Genomic DNA, 3,345 nt, shown 5'->3' with positions numbered 1-3,345 from the left:
GTGCGGGTCACCCTGATCGGCCGGCCGGGGTGCCACCTGTGCGACACGGCCCGCGAGACCATCGAGCGGGTGAGTGCCGATCTCGGGGTCGGGTGGCAGGAGCACTCCATCGATGACGACCCGCAGTTGCGTGAGGCGTGGGCCGAGCAGATTCCGGTGACCCTGGTCGACGGTCGTCAGCACGACTACTGGCGGGTCGACGAGACCCGTCTGCGAGCGGCCCTGGCCGCGCCGCCCGCGGTGCGCTGACGGCATCCGGACTGCTGTCGAAGCTTTTAGCACACGGGGGAGTGAGCAGGGTCACGGGGTCCTCGGACGACTTTGTGCAGGCGTTCACAAGACCGTACGCTGACGGTCTCACCCGCTGGCCGGGCCGCTGAACGCGTGCGCCCGCCCGCTCCGATCCGGCCGTGCGGGCCCGCGAAAGGAGTCGGTGAGCGACGGTGTCCGACGCAGCGACCACCCGCCGGGGCATCCCGGAGGCCTCGGTGGCCCGACTCCCGGGGTACCTGCGGGCGCTCACGACCCTCGCGGGCCACGGCGTGATCTCGGTGAGCTCCGAGGAGCTCGCGAACGCCGCCGGGGTGAGCTCGGCGATGCTGCGCAAGGACCTGTCGCACCTCGGCTCCTACGGGGTGCGCGGGGTCGGCTACGACGTCGAGCGCCTGGCCGCCGAGATCACCGCCGCACTGGGCCTGACCCGCGAGTGGCCGGTTGCGATCGTCGGCATGGGCAACCTCGGTCGGGCGCTCGCCGCCTACCGCGGGTTCGAGGAGCGCGGGTTCGAGGTCGTCGCACTGCTCGACGGTGACCGTCGGCTGCTGGGCGAGGACGTCGCCGGGCGGCCGGTGCGCCCCATGTCCGACCTGCCGGGTCTCGTCGCCGACGAGGGCCTCGCGATCGGCGTCATCGCCACGCCGTCGTCAGGGGCCCAGGACGCGTGTGACCGCCTCGTCGCGGCGGGGGTCCGCTCGGTGCTGAACTTCGCCCCTGCCGTGCTCGCCGTCCCCGACGGGGTCGTCGTGCGCAACGTCGACCTGTCCACGGAGCTGCAGATCCTCGCCTTCCACGGTCAGCGGGTCGCCGCGGCCGCGGCCGCCACGACCTCCGAGGTGGTGGCCTGATGAGCCTGGTCGTCCTCGGGTTGTCGCACCACGGTGCACCCCTGTCACTCCTGGAGTCGGTCGCCCTGGACCCCGACGCCCGCACCGCCCTCGAGCAGGCGGTGCTGCGCTCGGAGCACGTCACCGAAGCCGTCGTCGTGTCCACGTGCAACCGCACCGAGGTCTACGCCGAGTGCCTGACCTTCCACGGCGCCCTGGCCGACATCACGGCGGCGCTGGCCGACACCTGTTCGGTCGACCGGGCCGATCTGCAACCGCACCTGTTCGTGCACTATGAGGACCGCGGCATCGCCCACGTGTTCAACGTCGCCTCGGGCCTGGACTCGATGGCCGTCGGCGAGGCCCAGATCCTCGGCCAGGTGCGCCGCTCGCTCGCTCGCGCCCAGCGTCACGGTCACGTCGGCCCAGCCCTGAACACCGTGCTCCAGCAGGCCCTGCGGGTCGCGAAGCGCGTGCACACCGAGACCGGCATCGACCTCGTGAGCGGCTCGCTCGTGCAGGCCGGGCTGGCCCGGGCGCAGGCCGCCCTCGGACCGATCGGCGACCTGTCCGTGCTCGTCGTCGGCGCCGGCGGCATGGGCGCCCTCGCGGCGGCGACCGTGGCCCGTTCGGGGGCCCGCACCGTCGTCGTGGCGAACCGCAACCACGACCGGGCGCGCACGGTGGCCGATCGGGTGGGCGGCACCTCGCGCCACCTCGCGGACCTCGGTGCTGCCCTCGTCGAGGCCGACGTCGTCATCTCCTCCACCGGCGCTCCGGGGCAGGTCATCACCGCCGACGACGTCCGTCGTGCGGTCGCTGCCCGCAGCGGACGCCCGCAGGTCTACATCGACCTCGCGCTGCCGCACGACATCGACCTCGCCGTCGCCGACCTGCCCGCCACGACCCGGGTCGGCCTCGCCGAGCTCGGCGAGGACCTCTCGGATGCCGGGTCGGCACCCCAGGTCGCGCAGGCGGGTGACCTCGTGACGGCAGAGGTCGCGGCGTACCTCATGGCCCGATCGGCCGAGGCCGTCGCGCCGACCGTGACCGCGCTGCGCAGCCACGCCGGCGCGCTCGTCGAGGAGGAGCTTCGCCGCCTCGAGCGACGCACACCCGGCCTGAGCGACGCCGAGCGCGCCGAGGTCCGCCGGGCCGTCGAGCGTGTCGTCGACAAGCTGCTCCACACCCCGACGGTGCGCGTGAAGGAACTCGCCCAGGACGGCCAGGGCGGCAGCTACGCGCGGGCGCTCAACGAGCTGTTCGACCTCGACCCTCGCGACGTCTCCCTGGTGTCCGCACCCCCGACCCTGCCCGAGGAGGACTGAGCATGCTCCGCCTCGGAACCCGCCGATCCGCCCTCGCGACGACCCAGTCGTCGTGGGTGGCCGACCAGTTGCGCGCGCTCGGCCACGAGGTCGAGCTCGTCGAGGTCAGCACCGAGGGCGATCGCGACCAGACCACCCCGCTGGCCCAGCTCGGCGGCACCGGCGTCTTCGTCTCCGCCCTGCGCGCCGCCCTGGTCGACGGGCGGGTCGACCTGGCCGTGCACTCGCTGAAGGACCTGCCCACGACACCCGACCCGGACACGCTCGTCGCCGCGATCCCGGTGCGCGAGGACCCCCGCGACGCCCTCGTCGCCCGGGGCGGGCTCACGCTCGGTGAGCTGCCTGCGGGTTCGACCGTGGGCACGGGCTCCCCCCGCCGCCGTGCCCAGCTCGAGGCCCTGGGCCTCGGCCTCGTCGTCACCGGACTGCGCGGCAACGTCGACACCCGGATGCGGCAGGTCACCGAGGGACACCTCGACGCCGTCGTGCTCGCCGCCGCAGGCCTGCGTCGCCTCGGACGGATCGACGCCGTCAGCGAGCTGCTCGACCCGATCCAGATGCTCCCGGCCCCCGGCCAGGGGGCGCTCGCGGTGGAGGTCCGCGCGGACGACGCGCACACGGCATCCCTCGTCGCCCTGCTCGACGACCACGACACCCGCGCCTGCACCACCGCCGAGCGGGCGTTGCTCGCCGAGCTCGAGGCCGGGTGCTCCGCCCCCGTCGGCGCACTCGCCGAGGTCGTCGAAGGCTTCGACGGCCCTGAGCTCTCCCTGCGAGCCGTCGTCACCTCGCCCGACGGGACGGCTGACCTCCGCCGCTCGCTCGTCGGGGACCCCGCCACCCCCGCCGACCTCGGCAGGCGCCTCGCGCACCTGCTCCTCGAGGACGGCGCAGCCCAGCTGATGTCCGACAGC

General features: G+C 74.1%; 4 protein-coding genes. All 4 read left to right on the top strand.

Annotation, left to right across the window (positions count from 1 at the left end; translation table 11 throughout):
- Positions 1 to 249 (top strand): glutaredoxin family protein, encoded by a 249-nt coding sequence (locus tag PLL68_RS11765; RefSeq protein WP_324534298.1) that lies wholly within the window; start codon positions 1 to 3, stop codon positions 247 to 249.
- Between the two features lie 194 nt (positions 250 to 443).
- The gene (locus tag PLL68_RS11760) at positions 444 to 1,124 is read left to right on the top strand and encodes a redox-sensing transcriptional repressor Rex (protein WP_324534296.1); all 681 of its coding nucleotides are present in this window, start codon (positions 444 to 446) and stop codon (positions 1,122 to 1,124) included.
- Positions 1,124 to 2,431, top strand: coding sequence for a glutamyl-tRNA reductase (locus PLL68_RS11755; RefSeq protein ID WP_324534294.1), 1,308 nt, complete (start codon positions 1,124 to 1,126; stop codon positions 2,429 to 2,431). Before PLL68_RS11760 ends, PLL68_RS11755 begins: the two co-directional genes overlap by 1 nt.
- Positions 2,428 to 3,345, top strand: a 918-nt coding sequence (hemC, locus tag PLL68_RS11750) for a hydroxymethylbilane synthase (protein WP_502910700.1), incomplete at its 3' end; no start/stop codon positions are given. The genes PLL68_RS11755 and hemC, both read left to right, overlap by 4 nt.

This window comes from Ornithinibacter sp., assembly GCF_035443565.1.
GTDB lineage: Bacteria > Actinomycetota > Actinomycetes > Actinomycetales > Dermatophilaceae > Fodinibacter.
Note: the sequence above shows the minus strand (reverse complement) of the source record. Positions and strands in the feature narration are given on the sequence as shown.